Annotated in this window: 19 protein-coding genes; 8 read left to right on the top strand and 11 right to left on the bottom strand. The window is 55.2% G+C overall.

What is annotated here, in order from left to right:
- Positions 1-44 precede the first annotated feature (44 nt).
- The 3 genes from ASD8599_RS18390 to ASD8599_RS18380 form a co-directional block, all read right to left on the bottom strand.
- On the bottom strand, positions 45-1,673 hold the full coding sequence (locus tag ASD8599_RS18390; RefSeq protein WP_108829892.1) for a DUF4139 domain-containing protein: 1,629 nt from the start codon (positions 1,671-1,673) through the stop codon (positions 45-47).
- Between the two features lie 105 nt (positions 1,674-1,778).
- Positions 1,779-2,801, bottom strand: coding sequence for an aspartate-semialdehyde dehydrogenase (locus ASD8599_RS18385; protein WP_108829891.1), 1,023 nt, complete (start codon positions 2,799-2,801; stop codon positions 1,779-1,781).
- Positions 2,802-2,922: 121 nt separating this feature from the next.
- Positions 2,923-4,095 carry an MFS transporter gene (locus ASD8599_RS18380; protein ID WP_108829890.1) on the bottom strand — a complete coding sequence of 391 codons (1,173 nt, stop codon included), beginning with the start codon at positions 4,093-4,095 and terminating at the stop codon, positions 2,923-2,925.
- A gap of 120 nt (positions 4,096-4,215) precedes the next feature.
- Between ASD8599_RS18380 and ASD8599_RS18375 the strand changes: the two genes are divergently transcribed.
- Positions 4,216-5,358: a DUF3095 domain-containing protein gene (locus tag ASD8599_RS18375; RefSeq protein WP_108829889.1), complete on the top strand. Its 1,143-nt coding sequence runs from the start codon at positions 4,216-4,218 to the stop codon at positions 5,356-5,358.
- A 4-nt stretch (positions 5,359-5,362) separates the two neighbouring features.
- On the opposite strand, the gene ASD8599_RS18370 is transcribed toward ASD8599_RS18375, so the two are convergent.
- From ASD8599_RS18370 to ASD8599_RS18360, 3 genes are all read right to left on the bottom strand, one after another.
- Complete coding sequence (locus ASD8599_RS18370) at positions 5,363-6,130, bottom strand: HpcH/HpaI aldolase family protein (protein WP_108829888.1); 768 nt, start codon at positions 6,128-6,130, stop codon at positions 5,363-5,365.
- A gap of 155 nt (positions 6,131-6,285) precedes the next feature.
- Positions 6,286-6,987 (bottom strand): winged helix-turn-helix domain-containing protein, encoded by a 702-nt coding sequence (locus ASD8599_RS18365; protein ID WP_108829887.1) that lies wholly within the window; start codon positions 6,985-6,987, stop codon positions 6,286-6,288.
- Positions 6,959-7,243 (bottom strand): hypothetical protein, encoded by a 285-nt coding sequence (locus ASD8599_RS18360; RefSeq protein ID WP_108829886.1) that lies wholly within the window; start codon positions 7,241-7,243, stop codon positions 6,959-6,961. The genes ASD8599_RS18365 and ASD8599_RS18360 overlap by 29 nt, the downstream gene beginning before the upstream one ends.
- 168 nt (positions 7,244-7,411) lie before the next feature.
- Here ASD8599_RS18360 and ASD8599_RS18355 point away from each other — a divergent pair, with 168 nt between their 5' ends.
- The 4 genes from ASD8599_RS18355 (at position 7,412) to ASD8599_RS18340 (ending at position 11,382) form a co-directional block, all read left to right on the top strand.
- Positions 7,412-7,888 carry a hypothetical protein gene (locus tag ASD8599_RS18355; protein WP_108829885.1) on the top strand — a complete coding sequence of 159 codons (477 nt, stop codon included), beginning with the start codon at positions 7,412-7,414 and terminating at the stop codon, positions 7,886-7,888.
- A 134-nt stretch (positions 7,889-8,022) separates the two neighbouring features.
- Positions 8,023-8,640: a ribonuclease HII gene (locus ASD8599_RS18350; protein ID WP_422664770.1), complete on the top strand. Its 618-nt coding sequence runs from the start codon at positions 8,023-8,025 to the stop codon at positions 8,638-8,640.
- Between the two features lie 102 nt (positions 8,641-8,742).
- Complete coding sequence (locus ASD8599_RS18345) at positions 8,743-9,843, top strand: site-specific DNA-methyltransferase (RefSeq protein WP_108829883.1); 1,101 nt, start codon at positions 8,743-8,745, stop codon at positions 9,841-9,843.
- Positions 9,844-10,035: 192 nt separating this feature from the next.
- Positions 10,036-11,382: an adenylate/guanylate cyclase domain-containing protein gene (locus ASD8599_RS18340; RefSeq protein ID WP_108829882.1), complete on the top strand. Its 1,347-nt coding sequence runs from the start codon at positions 10,036-10,038 to the stop codon at positions 11,380-11,382.
- Positions 11,383-11,403: 21 nt separating this feature from the next.
- On the opposite strand, the gene ASD8599_RS18335 is transcribed toward ASD8599_RS18340, so the two are convergent.
- The 3 genes from ASD8599_RS18335 to mutY are packed head-to-tail and all read right to left on the bottom strand — an operon-like array spanning position 11,404 to position 14,121.
- Complete coding sequence (locus ASD8599_RS18335) at positions 11,404-11,820, bottom strand: response regulator (RefSeq protein ID WP_108829881.1); 417 nt, start codon at positions 11,818-11,820, stop codon at positions 11,404-11,406.
- A 59-nt stretch (positions 11,821-11,879) separates the two neighbouring features.
- Complete coding sequence (locus ASD8599_RS18330) at positions 11,880-13,016, bottom strand: alkane 1-monooxygenase (RefSeq protein WP_108829880.1); 1,137 nt, start codon at positions 13,014-13,016, stop codon at positions 11,880-11,882.
- Between the two features lie 52 nt (positions 13,017-13,068).
- Positions 13,069-14,121, bottom strand: a complete 1,053-nt coding sequence (mutY, locus tag ASD8599_RS18325) for an A/G-specific adenine glycosylase (protein WP_281261561.1) — start codon at positions 14,119-14,121, stop codon at positions 13,069-13,071.
- Between the two features lie 95 nt (positions 14,122-14,216).
- Between mutY and ASD8599_RS18320 the strand changes: the two genes are divergently transcribed.
- Genes ASD8599_RS18320 through ASD8599_RS18310 form a run of 3 tightly spaced genes read left to right on the top strand, consistent with a single transcriptional unit; the run spans position 14,217 to position 16,548 of the window.
- Positions 14,217-14,729 (top strand): DUF721 domain-containing protein, encoded by a 513-nt coding sequence (locus ASD8599_RS18320; RefSeq protein ID WP_108829879.1) that lies wholly within the window; start codon positions 14,217-14,219, stop codon positions 14,727-14,729.
- A 17-nt stretch (positions 14,730-14,746) separates the two neighbouring features.
- Positions 14,747-15,436, top strand: coding sequence for a thioredoxin domain-containing protein (locus ASD8599_RS18315; protein WP_108829878.1), 690 nt, complete (start codon positions 14,747-14,749; stop codon positions 15,434-15,436).
- On the top strand, positions 15,436-16,548 hold the full coding sequence (locus ASD8599_RS18310; RefSeq protein WP_108829877.1) for a CaiB/BaiF CoA transferase family protein: 1,113 nt from the start codon (positions 15,436-15,438) through the stop codon (positions 16,546-16,548). Before ASD8599_RS18315 ends, ASD8599_RS18310 begins: the two co-directional genes overlap by 1 nt.
- Positions 16,549-16,603: 55 nt before the next feature.
- On the opposite strand, the gene lpxK is transcribed toward ASD8599_RS18310, so the two are convergent.
- A complete protein-coding gene (gene lpxK, locus ASD8599_RS18305) occupies positions 16,604-17,587 on the bottom strand; it encodes a tetraacyldisaccharide 4'-kinase (RefSeq protein ID WP_108829876.1) in 984 nt (327 codons plus the stop codon).
- A gap of 3 nt (positions 17,588-17,590) precedes the next feature.
- Complete coding sequence (locus tag ASD8599_RS18300) at positions 17,591-18,808, bottom strand: 3-deoxy-D-manno-octulosonic acid transferase (protein ID WP_108829875.1); 1,218 nt, start codon at positions 18,806-18,808, stop codon at positions 17,591-17,593.
- Positions 18,809-18,824: the final 16 nt, after the last annotated feature.

Here is an 18,824-nt window from a genome sequence, read left to right as displayed (position 1 = left end):
ATGCCCTTTAAGAATTGGATCGGGTTTTGTTCAAATGAAACGGATCAGCGCAATTCCAGACCTTCAGGCCACGTGATTTTTGTTTTGATGGAGATGCTTTGCTTTGATCCTGACGCGGCGTTCAGGTCCCACCGCAAGATACCGCGACGGTCGTCGTCGTTGATCTGGTCCGGCTTCGGAGAGGCCGTCCAGTCAATCACAAGGTCCTCTTGTTCGCCATATGGCACGCCGTCAAACACAGCCACATCCCAGGCGCGGTCCGTGAGGTTCTCGATGTCGATGCGGATGTCTTCGCTGTTCTCGTTAGACCGCGTGACAAAGCCCCGGTCCCCTTCGTTGCGATCCAGAACGGTGCGCGACACCAGCAACCCGTCGATGGGGCCAAAGAACAGGTCGGCCTCTTGGGTGGGTTCGATTGTCTCAATTTCAGTGTCGCCCATCAGACGTCCATCCACATAAAGAACGGCGTACTGTGATTGCAGCAGCCGCTCGGTGCTGTCGTTTGTAAACAGCACTTTTCTAAAGGCGGTGGCGTCGACACGCGGAGTGGCTTCAGCGCTGAGTTCGGGCGTAAACGTCAGAGTGCCTAATGCCAGCTGCGCTTGCGTGAAACCGGACAACAACGACACCTTTTGCGGAAATTCGTAAAGCGTTCCGGGGCCTGCCATAGAGGGCGTGCTGCCTTGGGCTTCTTCGATGATCACAGGGGCTTCCATAATGCCGTCCGCGAGGGCACCTGCATCAAGTGACCGGGAACTTACGCTTAACTTTTGCGCAGGGGCCTGGATGCGAAGCCGTTGGGCAAAGGGACGCGATGGAGATGTTTCGCTGAGCGGTGAAAGCGTTGAGAGCGACAGTGTCACGTTGTTCCAGTTTTCACCTGTGCGTTGCTGTATCGTGGCAAAGCGGTCCACGCTCAGCGATGGGGTGTCTCCGGTGGCGAGGTCCATACGGTAGTTCGGGAACCACTGGGCAGACGCCATAATGTAGGTAATGTTGGCCGTGACAGAACCAGCTGCTGGGACATTGGCACTTAAGGACATTTGCATTGCGTCTTCGCGTGGTGTTTTTGCGGTATCAACCAAGACGGCGGCGTTGTCTACCGCAAGCCCCAGCCGGTCTAGGTCGTCTTTGAGGCGCCGGATGTCTGCCTGCGCCTGAATGATAGCCGACTGTGCCTTGGCCGTTTCCTCAAAGACCATCCGCGAAAGCTCGCGCAGAGTGTCTACGCCATTTGGCAACCCTTCGTTTTTGGACAGTCCATTGAGGAAACTGACTTGGCCGTTTGCAGCAGTGACTTGCGCTTCGGCTGTTTTGATTTGATCTTGTACCGCTTCATAGCGCGCAAGTGCCGTATCATAGTCGGCTTGGGCAGCAAGGTAGCGTTCCGATGTGTCTGGCAGAACCACCGCTTCAGAAGACTCGATAAAGCTGCGGCCTGTGATTTGCGCACCTTCCAAGCGCACTTCTACCAAACTTGGCGCTACATCTTGGGGCAAATCTGGGAAAAGTATACTGTGTTGGCCCGCAGGCATCTCAAACGTGACAACACGCGTGACCTGTGTTGCCCCTGGGAAAATGCGTACTGCATTGGGCTGGCTGTAAACCGTCATTGTGTCGGCCATCGCAAATCCGGGCAAAGCGACGAGGGCGGCAATCGTTATCATACGCATGGGGGCAACCTTTGGTAATTTCTGCCCTAAGGTGGCGGGAACACAGACAAAAGAAAAGGGGCACGGCGTGGGCACCCCTTTGAAAGTTTCAAGCGTCGGCAGGTTTCAGCCTTTTTTCAAAACCCGCGTACCGAGCGTTTCCGCGATTTGCACCGCGTTCAGGGCTGCACCCTTGCGCAGGTTGTCCGACACGCACCACATATTCAGGCCGTTGTCGATTGTACTGTCCTGGCGGATGCGGCTGATAAACGTCGCATATTCGCCAACACATTCGATGGGCGAGACATAGCCGCCGTCTTCGCGCTTATCGATCACCATGACGCCGGGGGCCTGACGCAGGATGTCGCGGGCTTCGTCTTCGTCGAGGAAATCCTCAAACTCGATGTTGATGGCTTCGCAATGGCCTACAAACACAGGAACGCGCACACAAGTCGCCGTGACTTTGATGGAGGGATCGACGATTTTCTTCGTCTCGACCATCATTTTCCATTCTTCTTTGGTGGTGCCGTCTTCCATGAAGGAATCAATATGCGGGATCACGTTGAAGGCGATCTGCTTGGTGAACTTTTTTGCCGGCTTGTCATCCACAGGATTATAGATGGACTTGGTCTGATCCCAAAGCTCGTCAGCGCCTTCTTTGCCGGCACCAGACACCGCCTGATAGGTCGACACCACCACCCGTTTGATCGGCGTGCGGTCATGCAAAGGCTTCAGCGCCACAACCATCTGTGCAGTGGAACAGTTGGGGTTGGCGATGATGTTTTTCTTGGAATAGTCCATGATCGCTTCGGGGTTCACTTCTGGCACGATCAACGGCACATCGGGGTCGTAGCGATACAGCGACGAGTTATCGATGACGATGCAGCCATCAGCTGCCGCCTTTGGGGCGTATTTCTTCGTGGCGTCTGAGCCGATGGCGAAGAGCGCAATGTCCCAGCCCGTGAAATCAAATGTGTCCAGGTCCTTCGTCTTCAGTGTTTTGTCGCCAAACGTGACTTCCGTGCCGAGAGAACGGCGGGACGCCAAAACGGCGATTTCGTCTACGGGGAACTGGCGTTCAGCCAGAATGTTCAGCATTTCGCGGCCCACATTGCCTGTGGCACCCGCGACAACGACGCGGTAACCCATCTGATTTACTCCAATATAATAGGGATGGTGAGCGCCCTTTACACGGGATTCCCCATAGGGGGAAGGGGAGCCGAAAAATTCAATTTTTCGGGCCCGGTTTCTTTCAAAGAAAACGGCGCATTCAGCCAGTGTTGTCTTTGGAAAACAGATACAGAACCAGACCCACTGCCAGCATCAACCCAAGGAACCCGAACACTGCTGTGTAGGGCGCCGTCACGTCGCTGCCTTGATAGGCCGTGTGCAAGCGCCCGGTTGCAAATTGCGCCAATCCGACCCCGCCGATGCCAAACAGGTTCAACAAGGTGACACCCCGCCCTGCCAGATGCGCCGGGAAAAAGCTTTTGCCGTGCGCCATGATCACCGGGAAAGTTGCCCCAAAGAACCCGACGCCAGACATCATTGCAATGGATACGACAGGCGATGCGGCTGGAAACATCCAAAGCCAGCCGATGCAAGCCAGCGTCAGTGCGGACCCCGCAACGATGACCCATTTGCGTGTTCCAAAGATGCGATCAAGCGGACCATACAGCAAAACGCCTCCGATCATTGCTGCGCTCATGACCATAGACGCGATGCCCACTTGCGCTGTGTCATATCCAAAAACGTCTTGTAGATACGGCCCAATCCAGATCCCACGTATCGCGCCGGGAGGCATGTAATTGACCAAGGCAATCGGCAAGATCAACCAGATCACAGGCATGCGCAACAGGTCCAGCAACGACCCCTTTGTGGTTGCTTGTGTTTTGGCCGGATCGCGGACGGTGAATTGCACGCCAACAGCGACCAGGGCACTTAGGCCCGCCAGCGCAAGCATTGATGTGCGCCAACCGACAAGATCTTCGGCCAAAGCCATTGGATAGGACGAGATCAGATTGCCCAAGGTCCCGATCCCGATGATCAACCCCGCCAATGTTGCAAATTTTTGCGGCGAAAACTCGCGGGCAAAAATATAGAAAGACGCCATAAGGACAGGTGAGCAGCCGATCCCGATCAGAATCATGGCCAGGTTGATGTGCAAGGCCGATCCGGCCGCAGCAAACAGCATAGCGCCGCCGCCACATCCCACCAGCATAAGCGCTGACGCTGTACGTTTGGGGCCGATTGTATCCAAGGCCCATCCTACTGGAATTTGCATGGCTGCAAAGCTGATAAACCAAAGTCCCGATGCAAAGGCCAACGCTTCGGCATCAACGCCCAGATCCTGTTGCAAAGGCCCGCTGAGCACGGCAAGAAACGCCCTGAAAAATTGGCTAAGTACATATGCGACTGTCAGAAGGATAAGGCCGATTTGCATGCTGGATTCCCCTTTTGCCTTTGTCGTTTTTGACGGGCACTGCGCCTGACTGACATGGGATATGACCGTGTACAAGTGTTTGCAGTTGGTTTCATGGGGATGCCGCGCTAGCTATGATGCATGGAAAAAGAATTTGAATTCTACGGTATGTTGCCGACCCGAGACACTTTTGTGGAGTTCGCAAGTGCCGAAGTTTACACAGCGCTGCCGGACGATTGGATGGTCGGCACGTCGGATATTGTGGGCTCCACCGGTGAAATCGCCAAAGGCCGTTACAAAACAGTGAATATGGTCGGGGCGGCTGTGATCTCGGCGCAGGTCAACGCCGCCAAAGGGCGCGCATTGCCATATGTGTTTGGCGGAGACGGGGCTGCCTTTGCATGCCCCGCGTCCCACGCCGAAACAGCCGCAAAGGCGTTGGCCGCTGTGCAGGTTTGGGCGCAAGAGATGTTTGGCATTGAGTTGCGTGTGGCTATGGTTTCGGTGGGCGACATTCGCCGCGCGGGATACGATGTTGCGGTGGCGCGGTATCAAGCGTCGGAGGGCGTGGATTATGCGATGTTTTCCGGTGGCGGAATATCGTGGGCCGAAGCGGAAATGAAAGCGGGCGCACATAATATTCCGGCGGCACCCAGTGGTACTTTGCCGGATTTGGAGGGGCTTTCATGCCGTTGGAGCCATATGAAGGCGCGATCCGGCACTATATTATCAGTCGTCATTCAGCCTGCTGCAGGCATTGATCCAAAGGCATTTTCGGATGTGTGCACCACCGTACTGACACGGGCTGGCCAACTTGATCGGGGAGGGCACCCATCCCCCGAGATTGGCCCCGGTACCAAATGGCCGCCGCAGAATTACGAGCTGGACGCGAAAGTCAGCCAAAAAGATATGCCTTTGGCCAAACGGAAACGACAGGTTTTGTTTGAAACAGCAATCGCGTGGCTTTTGTTGAACCTAGGCCTGTCCATTGGTGGCTTTGATCCCAAAAAGTACCGTCGCGAGGTTGCCAGCAATGCGGACTATCGAAAATTCGATGATGGTCTGAAAATGACTATTGATTGTGATGCTGCCACGCAGGCCGATTTACAGGCCATTCTTGATGGTGCCCGTGCGGATGGTATTCTGAATTATGGTCTGCACACCCAAGACGAAGCCATGATGACGTGCATTGTGCCGTCCCCCATGGTCAACACACATGTGCATTTCATCGACGGTGCTTCAGGGGGATATACCCAAGCCGCTGCGCAAATCAAAAGTGGCTAGGCACCTAAGATTTCCACTTTTTGACCAGATCTTTGGATGCGTTGACCAGTGTCAGCATGTCCACCCCGACGGCAACAAAACGCGCCCCTGCGTCCATGGCTTTGGTGGTCATTTCATCGTTCAGGCTTAAGATGCCGGGTGCAACGCCTGCGGCCGCGATTTTTGCGATGCTGTTATAGATCAGGTGTTGCATATCGGGGTGCATGGCATCCCCCATGTGACCCATATCAGCGGCCAGATCTGCGGGTCCGACAAAGACGCCATCAATGCCATCGACCTTTAGAATATCGTCCAGCGCGTCGATCCCTTTGCGGTTTTCGACCTGCACCAGCAGGCATGTCTGGTCATCTGCCGTTGTACCGTAGTCGGGGATCGTTCCAAATTTCCCGGCCCGCGTCACGGCATATCCCACACCGCGCACGCCAGTTGGTGGATAACGGCAGGCTTTGACCAATGCGCGCGCTTCATCAGCGCTTTCGACCATGGGTACAAGAATAGTTTGTGCCCCAATGTCGAGCACCTGTTTCACCATATAGGTTTCGCCGATGGGCAACCGTACAATCGCATGGGACGGGCTGCTGTCGAGCGCGATAATTTGTTCGCGCATGGATCTAATGTCGTTTGGGGCATGTTCGCCGTCAATCAGGAGCCAGTCAAAACCAGCGACCCCCATTGCCTCAGCCGAGTGGCTGTTGGCAAGACTAAGCCAGCATCCGATCAATGTGTCCCCGTTCAAAAGCGCTGCTTTAAAGGTGTTTTTAGGGGCTGGCATTTGCTGATCTCCAAAGACGTTTTTTGCACCCTAGTGGGCTGGCATGGTCTTTGGCCAGCCGAAACCTTGGTTGTATTTGTCGTCGGCTCAAGGTGCTCTGCCCCCGGTGCTTGTGCATCTCCCCCTGGGTTTTTGCAGGAAAGGGCAATCAGGCGTCAGACAACTTTGATCACGTCTTTTCCCACTGCCAGCATGTATCCACGCCGCGCGATGTTTTTGACCAAAAGTTCGCTGACCATCTGGTTGCCCAATGTGTCGCGCAATCGTTTGATCCGCGTGGCCCCTGCCGCTTCTTCGCAGTCTGCGGCACTGCGTCCTGATATCATGCCTTCGATCTCGGATCCTGTCAGAACATCGTCGTCCATGCGGGCTTCGGCAAGAATGGACATCGTCTCCATTGCGGCCGCTGTCAGTTTGAATCCCATGTCATTCAGATAGACGGTGTTCTCTTCGCGGCTGATCAAAAGCGAGTTCACCTCGATGCCTGCCCGTTCAATTTGAGCCATGCGGCGGTTCAGGATCACCAACATCACCAGAAACACCAGTGAGGCTATCAGCAAGGCTGTGGCGAACACCAGCAAAACGAAAATGATGGTTCGGTAGGACACAAGAACGTCTGAAAACGCCGTGCCGGACTGTGCAAGAATCTCGAGCAGTTTGATTTCTGCCTGCGTGGTCAGATCGTTTTCTACAAAGATCGTTTCCACTTTGGCATTGAACGCATTGGCATCCGGTAAGTTGTAGAACAACACAAAGGCAGCTGCGCCCAGAACCAACACGATTGCCGCAAGCCCAAACCCGACAAGCCGCGTCCCAGAGCGTCGTGCCTCAGAAGCGGAGGTAGTTTGATCCAGCACGTTGCTTCCTTTCATTCAGGCCGTCTGCCCCGAAGGTGGAGACAATTGTAAGCAAGGTCCACCCCTGGGCAGCCAGTCGGGGGCCCAATTGGGCCTGTGCTGCGCCGGGTGAACAGGCACCGGATATCTGCGCAACACCGTAGTGTAGTCGCAAGGGATCATCTTGCTTTGCCTTGTAGTCGGCATAGCAGTTTTGGGCCTGCGCAGGACTGCTGAATGTCAGCAGGGCGGCAAGGATAAGAAATGCGTGTTTCATGATGTAACTGTGGGGGGAAATACGTGGTTATTCAATAACAACAAAGGCTTTTGGGACATGATATGCGATAACACCGCGCCGTTATTGCCTGTCGGACGGGGTTGCCCCCAGTTTGATTGCACAAACACCGCACAGCCCGTTGCGGACCAATCAAAAGGATCACACGCCATGACAAGCATTCCCTTCCATAAGAAATTTATCAGCACCGTTGCAGCAGTTTCCATTGCCTTGACGGCCTTTTCTGCGGCACCTGCCCGTGCGGGGGATGATGATGTGGCCAAAGTGCTGGGTGCCCTTGTCGGTCTGGCCGTGTTGGGTGCGATCATCAACGACAAGCGCCATGATGCAGAAGCGCAGCATCAGCCAAAACCCCGGGTTCACAATCCGCGTCGCCCTTACACCGATCCCGCCCCGCGTCCGTTGCCGCGTCGGTTTGTGTTGCCCAACCGCTGCCTGCGCACTGTGCCATTGCGCAACGGTAACCGCATCAACGCTTTTGGGCAGGGGTGCCTGAACAAACATTACCGTCATGTGAACAGCCTGCCGCGTCATTGTGAGCGCGCTGATCGTGGCAAACACCGTGTGATTTACAGCTATGGCGCACGGTGCCTGCAGAAAGCCGGTTACAAATTGGCACGCCACTAAGAGTGTGCCTGCAGCGCAACCTTTCGAGGTCGCGTGAACTGGGGAAGGTGTTCGGGCACCTTCCCCTTTTTCGTGGTTGCGGTTGAAGCCGCACAAGTGGCGTGTGTACTTGGGGCGAAGCGGGCGGGGGATTTATTGTGCCGGATTTTACTTTCGAGATGCAGATAAGCGGACGGGTTGCGGGCGTTGATGAAGTGGGGCGCGGGCCATTGGCAGGGCCTGTGACTGCGGCAGCAGTTGTTTTAAGGTCGGGGTTCATTCCAGAAGGCTTGAACGATTCAAAAGCTTTAACAGCCAAGAAACGCGAACAGCTTTATCCGCTTATTCTGGCCAATGCGGATGTTTCCGTGGCGCATGCCAGCGTGGACGAGATTGACAGGTTGAATATTCTGCGGGCCTCTCATCTTGCGATGGTGCGCGCGATTGCGGGGCTGCAAAGTCCTGCGGATCATGCGTTGATCGACGGTAATATGATTCCTCGCGACCTTGATATTCCAGCAACCACGTTGGTGAAGGGGGACAGCCGGTCTTTGTCCATCGCGGCGGCCTCAATTGTGGCCAAAATATGTCGAGATCGTGTCCTAGTGGATTTGGCGCAACAGCACCCCGGATATGGCTGGGAAACGAACATGGGTTATGGATCAAAAAGCCACATGTCGGCGTTGGAAAATCTTGGGGTAACCCCACACCATAGACGATCTTTCAAACCCATACACAACATCTTGTATCAAGAAAAAATCGTAAGTGATTGATTCAAAAAGAATTTGACCGCGAATCGCCTTTGACTCACATTGGTACTCAACCAACGAGGTCAAAATGACCCGGGCCAAAACGGCTAGGACAGAGGCAGTCAAATGACGAAACATATGAAAAGCGCCGAGGCGCTTCCGCTAAACACGATTCTTGCTGGCGATTGCATCGATGTGATGAATGCGCTGCCTGCGAATTCAGTCGATCTGATCTTTGCAGACCCGCCGTATAACCTTCAGCTGAAGGGCGAATTGCATCGCCCCGACAACTCTAAGGTTGATGCGGTTGATGATCATTGGGACCAGTTTTCCAGCTTCAAAGCCTATGATGATTTCACCAATGCTTGGCTCAAAGCGGCCCGGCGTTTGTTGAAGCCAAATGGCGCAATTTGGGTCATCGGATCTTATCATAATATCTTCCGTGTTGGTGCGGCGTTGCAGGACCAAGGATATTGGATTTTGAACGACGTGGTGTGGCGCAAGTCCAACCCGATGCCGAACTTCCGCGGCAAACGCTTTACCAATGCCCATGAAACAATGATTTGGGCGGGCAAAGAAGAATCCAGCAAATACACCTTCAACTACGAAGCTCTGAAGTCGTTGAACGAAGGCATTCAGATGAGATCTGATTGGGTCTTGCCGATCTGCAATGGCCACGAGCGTCTGAAGAACAAAGACGGTGAAAAAGCGCATCCAACGCAAAAACCACACAGCCTATTGCATCGTGTTCTGGTGGGGTCCACCAATCCGGGCGACGTCGTGTTGGACCCTTTCTTTGGAACGGGAACAACAGGGGCCGTGGCGAAAATGCTGGGCCGTGAATACATCGGGATCGAACGCGAAGCTGAGTACCGCGAAGTCGCCGAAAAACGCATTGCTGATGTGCGCAAATTTGACCGCGAAGCGTTGCAAGTCAGTGCCTCTAAGCGGGCTGAACCCCGTGTGCCGTTTGGCCAATTGGTTGAACGCGGCATGCTGCGCCCGGGCGAAGAGCTATATTCCTTGAACCAACGTCACAAAGCCAAAGTGCGCGCAGATGGCACGTTGATCGGGGATGACATCAAAGGATCGATCCATCAGGTCGGCGCTCATCTTGAGGGCGCCCCAAGCTGCAATGGCTGGACCTATTGGTGCTACAAGAAAGATGGAAAGAAAGTGCCCATCGATCTTTTGCGCCAGCAAATCCGCGCAGAGATGATCAACTGAGTTATTAAAGTTTTACGAACACCGCCGGTGCCTGCGGCCTTTACCCAAGGCTATAACCATAGGCACTTACCTATACCCCGCCCTCGTTGGCGGGGTTTTTTTGTGAACAGTGCTATTCTATGTCCCCATGAGGTTGAATTTCGCGCTGTGCAGTGTGAATGTCTTTAACATTGCAGGAACCAGGCGAACACTATGGCGGACGTTCAATCGATAGACACATCTTTGGAAGATGCTCCGGGAAAATTTGCGCAAGTCGCTTTAGAGCGGCACAAGCAAGAAGGCTTGAATTTGGCGGTGCGTGCGCGTTGGGCCGCCATCGCGGTGATTGCAGTTTTGTTGCCATTCCTCAATCCGCGCATCGAGGTCCTGTATTCTTTGGCGCTGCTTGCTTTGGTGGCGTTGAATGGTTGGTTTTTGCGTCGCGTCGGGCGGGTTGGCCGATCCGGCGCTGAGCTGTTTTTCATAGCGTTTGATGTGCTTTTGTTGACCTTTGCGTTGCTTTTTCCCAACCCGTTCAACTCTGATCCGTGGCCGACGTCCGTCGTGTATGAATTCCAGACGTTTATGTATTATTTTGTGTTTCTGACCTTGGGAACGCTGTCTTATTCGTGGCGTACTATTCTTGCGCTTGGTCATTGGTCCGTTGCGTCGTGGCTTGTCGGTACAGCTTTGATCTGGTGGCTTGGGGTCACCTATCCACAGATCAGCGCGGGCATTGCCCAAGCTTTTCCAAGCGACACCCTCATGGCGCAATTTGTCGATCCCAACAATGTGAACTGGGATCGCCGCATCCAAGAGGTCGTTGTACTTTTGATCTGTTGCTACACCCTTGCCCTGACCGTGCGCAGGTTTGAAACGCTTTTGTTGGGCAACGCAGGTCTTGAACGGGAACGTGCGAACTTGTCACGCTATTTCTCGCCGAATGTCGTGCATGAACTGTCTCATAACGATGAACCGCTTAAACAAATTCGCAACCAGGACATCGCAGTCCTGTTTGTGGACATCGTGGGGTTTACAGCGCTATCGGCCAACCGCCCCCCAGAAGAGGTCATTCGCCTGCTGCGGCAATTCCACGGGCGCATGGAGGCTGAAGTTTTTGCGCATGATGGAACATTGGACAAATATCTGGGGGATGGGCTGATGGCGACTTTTGGCACCCCTGTCGCAGGCCCCTGTGATGCAAGCAATGCCTTGCGCTGCGCACGCGCCATGATGCGTGCGATGGAAGGTTGGAACGACGCCCGTGAAAGCGAAGGTTTGCCTGCAATTCACGCAAGTTTCGGTATCCACTATGGGCCGGTCGTTGTGGGCGATATCGGGGCAAACCGGCTGGAATTTGCGGTCATCGGCAACACGGTCAACGTGGCCAGCCGCCTTGAGGCCTTAACGCGGCCTTTGGGTGTGTCATTGATTGTCAGCGACGACGCCTACGCAAAAGCCTTGTCGGAAAAAGTGACCAAACCACACGACCCGTTGGACGCCGTGGGCGAACATGTCATCCGGGGTCTGGATGCCCCAATGGTGATCTGGACGGCCTAGGGGCAAAAAAGGCGCAATCCGTTAATGCACCCGTTGTTGCGACTTTTCCAACGCGGACTGCACATATCCGGAATGGAAGTCGTCTTTGCTGACGATGTAATGGACACCGGCCTTGGTGGCTTTGGCCCACATAAAAGGCGACGGCCAATCGCTGACCATAACGACGGGTGTTTTGCTATAGGTCGGATGTTTGGATAATTCCACGGCAAAATCCGCGCCCATACCGTCCGGCAGGTTGTTGTCCAGTAAGATCATCATAAATGGATTTTCAGCGATTTTTGCGCGTGCTTTTGCCAAAGTGTCTGTGAACACGAGGCTGATGTCCCGGCACCCGTGTGACATGGCCCGCGAGATACGCGTTTGGTCAAACTTGTTGTCTTCTACGACTAGGCACACCCGTTCGGGACGGGGTTTCGACGCTACTGTTTGAGCTTGCATTACATATCCACTTTTCACATCTGCGCCGACACGTTTGACAGCAAATGTTTAAGAAGTGGTCAGCGTGGAAGCGGGTTTTGCGCTTTGTTGTAGGGCTTCCAGTCGGTGATTTCTGGATAATACATTTCGCGCCACTTGCGTACGCGCGGGTGCATGACTTTGCGCCAAAGCGGTGGAAACATCGCAGCGACCGTCATGACCGGATACCCATAGGGCAGTTGCGGTGCCTGTGCGTCGGTGTAATTTTGCAGCACTGGAAAACGGCGATCGGGTTTGTAATGGTGATCCGAGTGGCGTTGCAGATTGATCAACAACCAGTTCGACGCCTTATGCGCAGCGTTCCATGAATGGTGCGGATGCACATGTTCATATTTGCCATCACCCAAGTGTTTCCGTGTCAAACCGTAGTGTTCGACATAGTTGACCAGTTCCAATTGCCAGATCGCCACGCTGGCTTGGATCAAAAACAATGCAAGGCCCGTCCAGCCCCCCAAGATAACAGCAAGCCCGATACAACCGCCTTGCATCGCCCAATATTTGAAAAACGGGTTCGACCGATCTGACCATGGCAAATCTTTACGCGCCAGCATCCCCTTTTCGGCATTCCACGCAGACAGAAGGGACTGTCGCAAAACGCGGGGGTAAAATCGGTAAAAGCTTTCGTTCCAACGTGCTGTTACGGGATCTTTTGGGGTTGCGACATAGCGATGGTGCACAAGCAGGTGTTCAGACCGGAAGTGCGAATACAGGACCATCGCCAGCAAGGCGTCGCCCATAAAGCGTTCCAGTTTGTTTTTTTGATGCATCAGTTCATGGCTATAGTTGATGCCCACAGTGCCCGTAATCACGCCCACGCCAAAGAAAAGCACGACTTTTTCTAAAGAAGACAGGTGTTCGGCAGGGGCCACATACCAAATCATCCCGAACAGGGTCAGAAATTGCAAAGGCACCCAAGCGATGGTGATGGCGCTGTACCAAAACAGATCATCGTCTGTTGCATCCAGATCGCCGTTTTCGGTGTTCAGACCGATGGCGGCGTCCAGAAACGAAAACATGTACCACGTAACGAGAGGCAGCAAAACAACCGTCCATCCCCCGTAAAATGCACCGATCCATGCCAAGGGGATAAGTGCTAGGGAAATGGCAAAGGGCAGGGCCCGTGTCAGCTTTGACAATTCTGCGGCAGGTAAGGTCATGACGGAGTCCTTGGCTGTTCTTGGCGAAGACTACGCTGAAACGGAACGCGTCTCAATGCGGCGGATTGGCGATCAAGTCGAAGGCTTTGCGAAAGACTGTGGGCAAATCGGAAGGGCGGAATGCCTCGCGTGGAACAAATGTGCCTTGCGTGGGCGTGTTGTCGGTGTCTGCATGCAAAACGGTTAAGATCAGATGGAAATGCGTAAACGTATGGCGCACCTCACCTGCAAGCGGGGACCATTGGGCTTCGATCGGGGGCATACCGGCCGGACGGTTATCTGCCACATCAACCCAATCTGATCCGGGCCACCCAAGCATGCCACCCAAAAGCCCCTTGTCGGGGCGGGTTTCCAACAGCCAAGCGCCATCGCTGCGCCGGGCCAGATACACCGTGCCATGACGGACGGGTTTGGGTTTCTTAGGTGTTTTCTTGGGAAGGTCCTGCGCGGTGCCTGCTTGTCTTGCCAGACAGGGCATGCGCCACGGGCATATGCCGCAGGCGGGGGATTTCGGGGTGCAAAGGGTGGCGCCCAAATCCATCACGGCTTGGGCGTAATCGCCAGGGCGGCTGTTTGGTGTCAACGCCTCGGCAAGGGTGGTCAATTCAGGTTTGGCGGCTGGCAGTGGCGTGTGCACGTTGTACAACCGCGCCATGACGCGCTCGACGTTGCCATCCACAACGACATGGCGCAGATCAAATGCGATGGAGCTGATGGCCGCCGCCGTGTAGGGGCCGATGCCGGGCAGCTTTAGCAACGCGGCATGATCGGCAGGGAAAATGCCGCCATGGTCGGCCACGATGGCGCGGGCGCATTTCAACAAATTGCGGGCGCGGGCATAATATCCAAGACCCGCCCATTCGCCCATCACATCTGCGTCATCTGCTGCGGCAAGAGCGCTGACGGTGGGCCAGCGTTTGGTAAAGCGATTGAAGTATTCGGTGACAGCAGCGACTGTCGTTTGCTGCAACATGACCTCTGATAGCCATATTCTATAGGGGTCTGGACGAACGCCGGCTTGTTTTTCGGCGGGGGGCGTGCGCCACGGCATGGCGCGAGCATGCAGGTCATACCAATCCAGCAATTCTGTGCTCAGGTCACACAATGTTTATGATCCTTAACCAATCGTTTCGCTGGCAGTGCTGTGGGCATACGCTATGATGCTTCCAAAGTTATTGTCGTTCTGAAGGGAACATAGCCGTGGCGCAGCGCCGTGCCAGTACAAAAGGGTTCAAACGCACCAGTTCTTTGCTGGGCGACCGTATCCGCACGGCCTCTGAGAGCCGGGGATTCGCCCAAAGTCGCCTTTTGACGCATTGGGCCGAAATTGCCGGACCATCGGTGGCTGAAATCGCGCGCCCCGTCGAGGTGTCCTATACCCGCGGGGGCATGGGGGCGACGCTGACACTGCTGACCACCGGGGCGCAAGCCACGATGCTGGAAATGCAAAAGGAACAAATTCGCGCTAAGGTAAACGCCGTTTACGGCTACAATGCGATTGCGCGTGTTCGGATCACACAGACCGCGCCAACCGGCTTTGCAGAAGGGCAAGTGGCATTTGCGGCACGCAAAGCGGATACGGCCCCGGCACGTTTGGATCCGAAGGACGTGGCGCAGGCAGTGCAAACTGTCGCACCTGTCGCCGACGATGGTTTGCGCCAGGCGCTTGAGCGCTTGGGCACCAACATTCTAACCCGTAAAACACATCCCTGAATTAAGGACCTTTTTCTATGAAACGTATCATTCCTCTTGTCGTGGCCGCCTTGGTGGGCGTCGGCGCATACTTTGTCTTTGTGGCGCCATCGGGCCAAGACACCCCTGTCGCCGCCTCAACGGTGGTAGAACCTGTTGCAACGGCCGCGGACAACGCCGACGAAAATGCGGATCTCGATACATCTGTGATCCCGGATATGTCATTGGGGAATGCAGATGCGCCCGTTACGGTTATCGAATACGCATCCTATACCTGCCCACACTGCGCCAACTTCCACAGCGGTGTTTTCAAGGATTTGAAACGCGATTACATCGACACTGGCAAAATCAACTTTGTGTACCGTGAAGTATATTTCGACCGTTACGGCCTGTGGGCATCTATGATTGCGCGCTGTGCCGGACCCGACAAATTCTTCGGCCTGACAGACTTGATCTATTCCGGGCAAAGCACATGGTCGCGTGCGGGTGAACCATCAGCCATCATCGGCGAGCTGCGCAAAATTGGTCGCTTGGCCGGCTTAAGCGACGAAACCCTGCAGGCATGTCTTGAAGATGATACCAAAGCGCGGACACTGGTGGCGTGGTATCAGGAAAATGCGGAAGAAGACGGGGTTCGTTCGACACCCAGCTTCGTGATCAACGGCACAACCTACAACAACATGTCCTTTGAGGAGATGTCCAAGCTGATCGACGAGGCGGCCGAGTAATGGCAGCACCCCTTGAAGGACTGCGCGTCGTTGAATTGGCGCGTGTTTTGGCGGGGCCTTGGGCTGGTCAAACGCTGTCGGATCTTGGGGCAACAGTCACCAAAGTAGAAAGCCCCGCTGGCGACGATACGCGCCAGTGGGGACCGCCTTTTGTAACGCGCGACGACGATGTCTCTGCGGCGTACTTCCATTCCACAAATCGTGGAAAAGCGTCTGTCGTGGCAGATTTTAAAACCGCAGAGGGGCAGGCGCGGGTCAAAGCGCTTTTGCAAGACGCGGATATTTTGATCGAAAACTTCAAAGTTGGTGGATTGGCGAAGTACGGGTTGGACTACGACAGCCTCAAAGCGGATTTCCCCGAACTGATTTACTGTTCGATCACTGGGTTCGGGCAAACCGGCCCCTACGCCCATCGCGCAGGATATGATTTCATCATCCAAGGCATGTCGGGGCTTATGTCAATTACGGGCGATCCGGACGGCCAGCCGCAAAAATCAGGGGTCGCCATTACGGATATTTTCACCGGAGTATATGCCACAACGGCGATCTTGGCCGCTGTGCATCAACGCCATCAAACCGGCCGTGGGCAACATATTGATATGGCGCTTTTGGATGTGGCGGTGGGGATCACATCAAACCAGGCCATGAACTACCTGACAACGGGCAAGGCACCGGGACGGATGGGCAATGCCCATATGAACCTGACGCCGTATCAAGTGTTTGATTGTGCGGACGGGCATATCATTATCGCCACCGGCAACGACGGTCAGTATCAACGTTTGTGCCGGCTGTTGGGGCTGGACTGGATGGTAATGGACAGGAAATTCCTGAAGAATGCCGACCGCATTGCCAACCGTGATGAAATGACCAAACTGCTGACGGCAGCCACAGTTTTGCGCGACCGCGATGATCTTTTGGCGGCGTGCGAAGCCGAAGGTGTGCCTGCCGGTCCAATCAACGACATGGCGGATGTCATGGCCGATCCACAGGTCAAAGCACGAGAGATACAGATCGCGTTGGACGGGGTCCCGGGAATACGGACACCCATCCGGTTTTCGGATGCGGAGCTTGCCTTGCATCGTCCCGCCCCCAAGCTAAACGAAGACGGCTGACGTGACCCAAAGGAAGCCCTAACGGGCTACGACATGTTTTGTTTGGAATGTGTGGCTAAAGGTGCGGCAAGTCTTGAAGCCGCGTGCGCAGCCCGTCTTCGTCGCCAAAGGTCAACCGAACGGGCAGGGTGATCACCTTGCCACGATATGACGGCGGCAAACGTGCTGCATCTTTTTCCGTCGTGACCAATTGTGCGCCCTGCGCCTTGGCTTCGGCCTCCATCCGCGACAACAAAGTCGTTGAAAGCGTTTGGTGGTCGTCAAGCGCTTGTGTCGCCACCAGATCCGCACCTAGGCCGCGTAGGGTTTCAAAAAATTTCTCGGGATGACCGATGCCTGCGAAGGCGTAAAACGGCGTGTCCGTCCAGGTCATTCCGGTTTGCAGCGCGTCCAGTGACGCAGTGACATGGGGCGGGTGCGTGTCGGGCAATTTGGCGGCAAAGTCTTGCTGCGCTTGAATTGATCCGATGGACAGCAGCAGATCGGCCCGCGCCAGTCCCGTGTCCACGGGTTCGCGCAGTGGTCCCGCCGGAATACAACGCCCGTTTCCAAACCCGCGTTCGGCATCCACAACCACAATTGCCAAATCCTGCACCAAAGCGGGATTTTGGAACCCATCATCCAAAACGATGACAGTCGCGCCATCTGCCTGTGCGGCTTTGGCCCCGGCAGCGCGGTCCTTGGCCACCCAAACATCTGCGAATGCAGCCAATAACAAAGGTTCATCACCAACCTGAGCCGCTGTGTGCCGGTTGGGATCGACACGAACCGGTCCAGCAAGCAATCCACCATAGCCGCGGCTGACAACATGAGGGGTGTGGAACATGTCCCGCAGGCGCTCAACGCAGGCAATTACAGTAGGGGTTTTGCCGGTGCCGCCTGCATTCAGGTTGCCGACACACACCACCGGAACGTCCAGTTGTAGCGGTGTGCCCTGCGCCAAACGTCGTGCAGTGGCTACTGCGTATAGCTTGCCCAAAGGCGCCAGCAGCATGGATTGCCAGCTGTTTCCCTTACCCCAAAATGCAGGTTCGCGCATGGCCTAGCCCTTTCGTTGACGTGCATCTAGCGCGTCTTGGACTAAATCTACAATCCGGTCTGTGACAGCTGCACTTTCCGAAGCCACGTCCCATCCCGCCAACGCCATGGTTGCCGCATGATCCGGCGCCATCAACCGTGTGACAGCCACGCCCAGTGCATTGGCGTCATTCACGATGCGCGCCGCGCCGACTGTTGCAAGGCGCGTGTAGACGTTCAGATGGTTCCGCACGTTGGGGCCATACAAAACGGCGCTGCCCAAGGCCGCAGCCTGCATCGGGTCCAGCCCGCCTTTGCCAGCAACTAAGGAGCTTCCCAAAAAGGACACCGGCGCACAGCGATACCACAGACCCAATTCGCCCTGGGATGGTGCCAAAAGGACCTGACAGTTGTCATCGGGAAATGCGCCTTCGTCCCAATTTGCAAACCGCATGTTCTGGTCTTTCAGAATTGCGATGCAGTCGTTTTCCTGCGCGGGATCGGCAGGGTTTAGAACCAACAGCAAGCGATGGGACATACGCGATGCATGGCGGTGTGCTTCCAGGACAACGGCAACCTCTTCGGGCTGCACGGCAGCGGCATGCCATACGGGGCGCCCCTTTAAAACATCCGCCATTTCGTCAAAATCGGTTTGTGCAAAAGGCAATGCGATTGAGCTGGTCTGTAATGGGGCGGTTTGTTCCAAAACCTCATCGGAACAGCCCAACATGGCCAATCGCGTTGCTGCGGCATCAGACCGCGCGATCACTTTGTCAAACAAACCAAACATCCGGCGCGCAACATCGCGTCGCCAGCGGCTTCCAAGTTCGTCAAATCCGTTCTGACCTGCGTTCACCAAGAACAATGCAGCCCCTGAATGCGCTGCGGCGTCGATGAAAGACTGTTGCAGATTGCCCCAAAGCCACAGCGCAACATCAGGTTTCCAATGATCAATGAACTGACGGGCCGTGTCGGGGTGATCCTGCGGCAAGGTTTCACAGATCAGGTCTTTGCCGGCGCAAAGAGGTCTGGTTTTCCCGGCAACGGTCACGATGACGGTCAAATCCGGCAACGTTGCGGCCAACCGCCGGGCCAATGTCGCTGCGGTGTCTGCGCTGCCTTCTTCGGGGGCATGCATCCAGACCAAAGCGCCTGAAGGGCGCACCGCAGAAGTGGTGTAGGGGGTAGAGGCCCTGCGCCGCGATAGGGCGCGATATGCTGATAGTCCCAAACCAGTGACCATATTTGTCCTACCCCAA

The sequence above is a fragment of the Ascidiaceihabitans donghaensis genome (genome assembly GCF_900302465.1).
GTDB lineage: Bacteria > Pseudomonadota > Alphaproteobacteria > Rhodobacterales > Rhodobacteraceae > Ascidiaceihabitans > Ascidiaceihabitans donghaensis.
Note: the sequence above shows the minus strand (reverse complement) of the source record. Positions and strands in the feature narration are given on the sequence as shown.

Coding starts and splice junctions, on each gene's coding strand:
- ASD8599_RS18355 (WP_108829885.1), top strand. CDS start 7,412: ATGACAAGCATTCCCTTCCATAAGAAATTTATCAGCACCGTTGCAGCA.
- ASD8599_RS18315 (WP_108829878.1), top strand. CDS start 14,747: ATGAAACGTATCATTCCTCTTGTCGTGGCCGCCTTGGTGGGCGTCGGC.
- ASD8599_RS18370 (WP_108829888.1), bottom strand. CDS start 6,130: ATGCCAGCCCCTAAAAACACCTTTAAAGCAGCGCTTTTGAACGGGGAC.
- ASD8599_RS18390 (WP_108829892.1), bottom strand. CDS start 1,673: ATGCGTATGATAACGATTGCCGCCCTCGTCGCTTTGCCCGGATTTGCG.
- ASD8599_RS18310 (WP_108829877.1), top strand. CDS start 15,436: ATGGCAGCACCCCTTGAAGGACTGCGCGTCGTTGAATTGGCGCGTGTT.
- ASD8599_RS18340 (WP_108829882.1), top strand. CDS start 10,036: ATGGCGGACGTTCAATCGATAGACACATCTTTGGAAGATGCTCCGGGA.
- ASD8599_RS18385 (WP_108829891.1), bottom strand. CDS start 2,801: ATGGGTTACCGCGTCGTTGTCGCGGGTGCCACAGGCAATGTGGGCCGC.
- ASD8599_RS18375 (WP_108829889.1), top strand. CDS start 4,216: ATGGAAAAAGAATTTGAATTCTACGGTATGTTGCCGACCCGAGACACT.
- ASD8599_RS18380 (WP_108829890.1), bottom strand. CDS start 4,095: ATGCAAATCGGCCTTATCCTTCTGACAGTCGCATATGTACTTAGCCAA.
- ASD8599_RS18345 (WP_108829883.1), top strand. CDS start 8,743: ATGACGAAACATATGAAAAGCGCCGAGGCGCTTCCGCTAAACACGATT.
- lpxK (WP_108829876.1), bottom strand. CDS start 17,587: ATGCGCGAACCTGCATTTTGGGGTAAGGGAAACAGCTGGCAATCCATG.
- ASD8599_RS18300 (WP_108829875.1), bottom strand. CDS start 18,808: ATGGTCACTGGTTTGGGACTATCAGCATATCGCGCCCTATCGCGGCGC.
- ASD8599_RS18335 (WP_108829881.1), bottom strand. CDS start 11,820: ATGCAAGCTCAAACAGTAGCGTCGAAACCCCGTCCCGAACGGGTGTGC.
- ASD8599_RS18360 (WP_108829886.1), bottom strand. CDS start 7,243: ATGAAACACGCATTTCTTATCCTTGCCGCCCTGCTGACATTCAGCAGT.
- ASD8599_RS18330 (WP_108829880.1), bottom strand. CDS start 13,016: ATGACCTTACCTGCCGCAGAATTGTCAAAGCTGACACGGGCCCTGCCC.